This is a genomic window from Mycobacterium arosiense ATCC BAA-1401 = DSM 45069 (assembly GCF_002086125.1).
Taxonomy (GTDB): domain Bacteria; phylum Actinomycetota; class Actinomycetes; order Mycobacteriales; family Mycobacteriaceae; genus Mycobacterium; species Mycobacterium arosiense.
Map to the genome: position 1 here is coordinate 1 of NZ_MVHG01000156.1, position 4112 is coordinate 4112.

The 4112-nt window shown below is 67.6% G+C and carries 1 protein-coding gene; it reads right to left on the minus strand.

Translation table 11 applies throughout. The features are described 5' to 3' along the window. Window positions 1-4112, minus strand: a 4112-nt coding sequence (locus tag BST14_RS27505; protein WP_142279654.1) for a non-ribosomal peptide synthetase, incomplete at both ends; no start/stop codon positions are given.

The following is a 4112-nucleotide window of genomic DNA, read 5'->3' on the forward strand; positions in this document are numbered from 1 at the left end:
TGCTCATCGGCACGCCCCAGATACTGCAACTGCCCATCACGACCCCAACGCACCAAATCCCCGCTGCGATACATCCGGGTTGCAGGGGGGCCGTAGGGGTTGGCGATGAAGCGGGTAGCGCTCAGTGCGGGCCGACCCAGATAGCCCACCGCGACCCCGGCCCCGGCGATGTAGAGCTCGCCGATCACCCCGATCGGGACCGGACGTAGCCAGCGGTCGAGGACGTGCAACGTGGCCCCGGGAACCGGGGCGCCGATCGGCACCACCGGGGCGGCGGTGTTCAGGGGGGCGCTGATGGCCACGCACATGGTGGTTTCGGTGGGGCCGTAGGCGTTGACCATCACCCGCCCGGATGCCCACTGGTGGACGACTTCGAGGGGGCAAGCTTCTCCGACGGTGACCAGTGTGGTGGCTTCTAGCCCGTGGGGGGACAGCATCGCTGCGGCCGAGGGGGTTTGGGTCAACACGCTGATGCGTTCATCGAGCAGCAGTTGGTGCAGTTCTGGCGGGGAGGCGGCCACCGTCTCGTCGACCACCACCAGTCGGCCCCCGCGTAGCAGCGGCGCCAAGATTTCCCACACCGAGACGTCAAAGGCCAGCGAGTGGGCGTGGGTCCATACGCCCGGCGCGGGCAGCCCGGCGTCCAGTGAACCCAGCAGCTGGACCACGTTGTGGTGAGTGATGGCAACGCCTTTGGGCACACCGGTGGTACCCGAGGTGTAGATCAGGTAAGCGAGGTTGTCCGGGGCCGGTGCCGGCAGGGCAGCGCTGGGGTAGGTGGGAATGCGGGGATCGTCGGCCTGGATGACCGGCACGTCAAACCCGTCGAGCCGCCCCGACAGCTCGGCGGTAGTGAGCACCGCCGCCGGCGCGGCGTCGCTGAGCACGAACCGTAGCCGGGCGGTGGGGACTGCAGCGTCGATCGCCAGGTAGGCGGCCCCGGTCTTGAGCACGGCCAGGATCGCCACGATCGCCTCGGCCGAGCGGGACATCAGCAGCGCCACACACCGACCCGGGCCCACGGCGTGGTCCGCCAACAAATGCGCCAACCGGTTCGACGCCTGATCAAGCTCGCGGTAGGTCATCGACTGGCCATCGGCGGTGAGCGCCACCGCCCCGGGTGCGCGAGCCACCTGCTCGGCGAACAACATCGGTATGGACGGCGTCGGGACGGCCGCCCGGGTCAACACCGCCCGGTTACCCAGCTCCGCCAGCCGGGCCTGCTCGGGCTCGTCGAGCAAATCAATCGATGACAACGTGCGGTTGGCGTCGGCCGTCATGGCCATCAACACCCGCTGCCACCGTGCGATGAACGCCTCGATGGTGTCGGGGTCGAAGACATCGGTGCGGAACTCGACCGCTCCGCTTATTCCGGCGGGCGCACCTTCCCGGGTCCAGCGTTCGGCCAGTGAGAGCGTCAGGTCCATGCGTGCGGTCTGGGTGCTCACCGGCAACGAGGTGACCTCGAGATCACCCAAGCTCAGCTCGGCGGCCGGGTCCCCGGCGAAGTTCTGCCAGGCCAACACGACCTGCACGAGTGGGTGGTGGGTCAGGTTGCGCGTCGGATTCAACCGCTCCACAAGGACTTCGAAGGGCACGTCTTGGTTTTCGTAGGCGGCCAGGCTGCGGGCTCGCACCTGGGTCAGCACCTCGGCCACGGTGGGATCACCGGTCAGATCGACGCGCAGCACCAGGGTGTTGACGAAGAATCCCACCAACTCGTCGAGCGTGGGATCACGCCGCCCCGCGATCGGAAACCCCACTGCGACATCGAAACTGCCGCTGAGCTTGACGAGCAGCACCGCCAAAGCGGCCTGCACCACCATGAAATTGGTGGCGTTGTGCTGGGCGGCCAACGCGGCTACCCGCTGCTGCACCGCTGCGGGCCACTCCAGCGCCACGCTGGCGCCGTGCTGATCCGCCACCAGCGGATAGGGCCGATCGGTGGGCAACTGCAGCCGCTCGGGTAGCCCGGCCAGCTCCCGCTCCCAACTGGCCAGCTGCGCACCGATGCGGCTGTGGCCATCGGCCAGATCTCCGAATTGGGCCCGCTGCCACAGCGTGTAATCGACGTACTGAACTGGCAAGGGCGGCCATTGCGGGGCTCGCCCGCTGCACCGGGCCGCATAGGCCACCCCCAGATCGCGTGCCAGCGGTGTTATCGACCAGCCGTCGGCGGCGATGTGGTGGACCACCGCCACCAGTACGTGTTCATCCTCGGCGAGACGGAAAAGGGTTGCCCGCAAAGGGATCTCGGTTGTCAGATCGAAGGGATGCCGCACCGCGTCCTGCAAAGCATCGTCCAGGCGGGCGGGCGCCCAGCTGCCGGCGTCAACGATTCGCCAATCGATTTCGACGCGCTCGACCGGGAGCACCAGCTGCCGAGGAATCCCCTCAGGGGCGACGATCAGGGTGCGCAGGCTCTCGTGGCGGCCCACCACGTCGCCTAATGCGGCGCTCAACGCCTCGGTATCGAGGTTCCCGTCCAACCGCAGCGCCACCGCGATGTTGTAGACGGGAGAGGGGCCTTGCAGTTGATCCAGGAACCACAACCGGGATTGGGCAAACGACAACGGCACGTCCTGCGGACGGGGCCCGGCCACCAACGGCTCTGACCCGCCTCCGCCGATACCGATACGCGGGACCAGCTGAGCCACGGTTGGCGCGTCGAACACGGTACGCACCGAAAGATCGGCGTCCAGGCCGGCGTTGATCGCGGCGATCAGGCGCATCGCCGACAGCGAATCCCCGCCCAAATCGAAGAACGAGTCGTCGATGCCGACCCGCCGCACACCCAGCACATTGGCGTAGATATCAACCAGGATCTCCTCCACCGGATCACCCGGGGCGTGATAACCGCTCCCGGTGTATTCGGGAGCGGGCAGGGCGCGGGTGTCGAGTTTGCCGTTAGGGGTGAGTGGGAGGGCGCCGAGCACTACTACCGCGGCCGGGACCATGTAGGTCGGTAGCCGGTCGGCCAGCGCGGCGCGCGCCTCGGCCGGGTCCGCGGTGCCGGTGATGTAGCCGACCAGGCGCTTGTCGCCCGGGCGATCTTCGCGGGCGATGACCGCTGCTTGGTCGACGCCGTCGAGTGCGCTTAGGGCAGCGTGGATTTCGCCGAGTTCGATGCGATAGCCGCGGATCTTGACCTGCTCGTCGGCGCGCCCGAGGTAGTGCAGTTGCCCGTCGCGACCCCAGCGCACCACGTCCCCGGTGCGATACATCCTCGACCCCGGACCGCCGAACGGGCACGCCACGAATCGCGCAGCCGTTAAAGGACTTCGCTGCAAATACCCGACCGCGACGCCGCAGCCGGCCACATACAATTCACCGACCATCCCGAGCGGCACCGGGCGCAGCCATCCGTCCAACACGAACAACGCCGCGGTGGGCACCGGCGCACCGATTGGCGGCGCCCCCGCCCCGACCGTCAATGGCGCAGTTCTGGACGCGCACACCGTGGTCTCGGTCGGGCCGTAAGCGTTGACCATGACCCGACCCGGCGCCCACCGATCGACCACCTCGGCCGGGCACGCCTCACCGGCCACCAGCAACGACACCCCGTCCAGCCCCTCCGCGCGCAGTGCAGCCACCGCAGAAGGGGTTTGGCTCAAAACGCTGACCCGCTCAGCAAGCATTAAGGCGTGGAAGTCTTCCGGTGAGTCGGCCACCGATTCGGGGACCACCACCAACCGCCCACCTTGTAGCAGCGCACCCCAGATCTCCTCGACTGAGGCATCGAACGCCAGCGAATGCCATTGAGCCCAAACCTGATTCGACGCCGTCCAGGTGTCCAGTGAGTTCATCAGCTGGATCACGTTGCGGTGGGTGACGGCCACGCCCTTGGGCACGCCGGTGGTGCCCGAGGTGTAAATCAGGTAAGCGATATCGCCGGGATCCGGCCCCGGCAACGCCGTGCTGGGTTGCGTGGCGATTCGGGGATCGTCGACCTCGATGACCGTCACTTCGCTTTCGTTCAGCCGGGGGCGCAGCGTGGCGGTGGTGATCGCAACGATCGGCTGAGCGTCGCCGATTATGAATTCGATGCGCGCCGCCGGCAGCGCGGGGTCGATCGGCAAATACGTCGCTCCCGCTTTGAACACCGCCAAAAT